Below are 1,086 nucleotides of genomic sequence, written 5' to 3' on the forward strand. Positions count from 1 at the left end.
CTTAGCAAAGCTGCAGAACTGTCCGAAAAAGTGGGACCACTTCACAAATCAATGCTATCAACGGGTTTTGACCCTAGATCGCTGTCGGATTTGGCGGAGATGGCTCACAAACTAGACGGAAGTTCGGTTTTGATTGCGGAGTCTGCGTGATCAGAAAGCGGCGCTTTTCACGATGCCGAAACAAAAAAAAGGCCGCCCCAGGGAAGGGGCGGCTGAGTGTCCGCTTGCTGAACTGCGGAAGTATCCCCGCCGAATGGCTAAAAACGGCGGGAATTGGGTGGTGTCTGGGCGTCTTACTTCGGTGCGAGACCGTCTTTGACGGATGTGAAGGTCGTCGTGAGGTTGTCACCGACCTGACCGACGACAGTGATGATACCAACAGCGATCAGAGCGGCGAGCAGACCGTATTCGATTGCGGTTGCGCCAGACTCGTCTTTCAGAAACTTGGAGAAGAGGTTTTTCATTTTGACAGGTTCCCTATTGCCTGCGGCCGTTTGTTTGTTTGCCGCTTTCCGTTTTGACAATTTGGAATTTAGGGCCATCATCTTGAAAAGCCTTTAAAGAGTAAGGTCAACGGCGTCTTAACCGTGGTGTGGTTAACGTGTGGTTTCTACCGCAGGTTATTTTCTACACGTCGAAATCGGATGTTCCCAATCTAACGAGACGGACACATTTTGTCGGTTTCGTTAGATTAGAGGGGAGGTAGGCCTCGCTCTTTTCTGATCATCTCGTAGCCGTCGAAACAAAATTTCTCCCATTCGCTCAAGATCTTCAGCTTCACATCGAGCCGCTCGCTTTTGTCGTAGACGAGAGATGCGGTGTCTCTTTTTCCTTCATCTGCATGCGTGATCATCGAGATGTCGCGATCTGAAAGTTGTCGGCCGCCGATTTCATATTGATGCAATTTCGGCGACATATGCGTGATGAGCGCTCTTCTTAGATCGTGTGTCGCGACAGACATCGGGATTTTAGAAAGAATTTTGTCTGCTGATCGGAGATCTTCGAAGACTTTTGAAATCGTCCTTTCATTCATGTGGCCGTTGACGTTGCCCCTTGGAGCTAATCCAGTTTGAAATAGACTCTGGC

The 1,086-nt window shown here is 49.4% G+C and carries 2 protein-coding genes; both read right to left on the bottom strand.

What is annotated here, in order from left to right; translation table 11 throughout:
- Nucleotides 1-293 precede the first annotated feature (293 nt).
- A complete protein-coding gene (locus NDI72_RS21880; RefSeq protein WP_283801794.1) occupies nt 294-464 on the bottom strand; it encodes a Flp family type IVb pilin in 171 nt (56 codons plus the stop codon).
- Nucleotides 465-691: 227 nt separating this feature from the next.
- Nucleotides 692-1,086: site-specific integrase (locus NDI72_RS21885; protein WP_283801795.1), on the bottom strand; the 395-nt coding region annotated here is incomplete at its 5' end.

It is taken from the genome of Nitratireductor sp. GZWM139 (genome assembly GCF_030068685.1).
Taxonomy (GTDB): Bacteria; Pseudomonadota; Alphaproteobacteria; order Rhizobiales; family Rhizobiaceae; genus Nitratireductor; species Nitratireductor aquimarinus.

Coding starts and splice junctions, on each gene's coding strand:
- NDI72_RS21880 (WP_283801794.1), bottom strand. CDS start 464: ATGAAAAACCTCTTCTCCAAGTTTCTGAAAGACGAGTCTGGCGCAACC.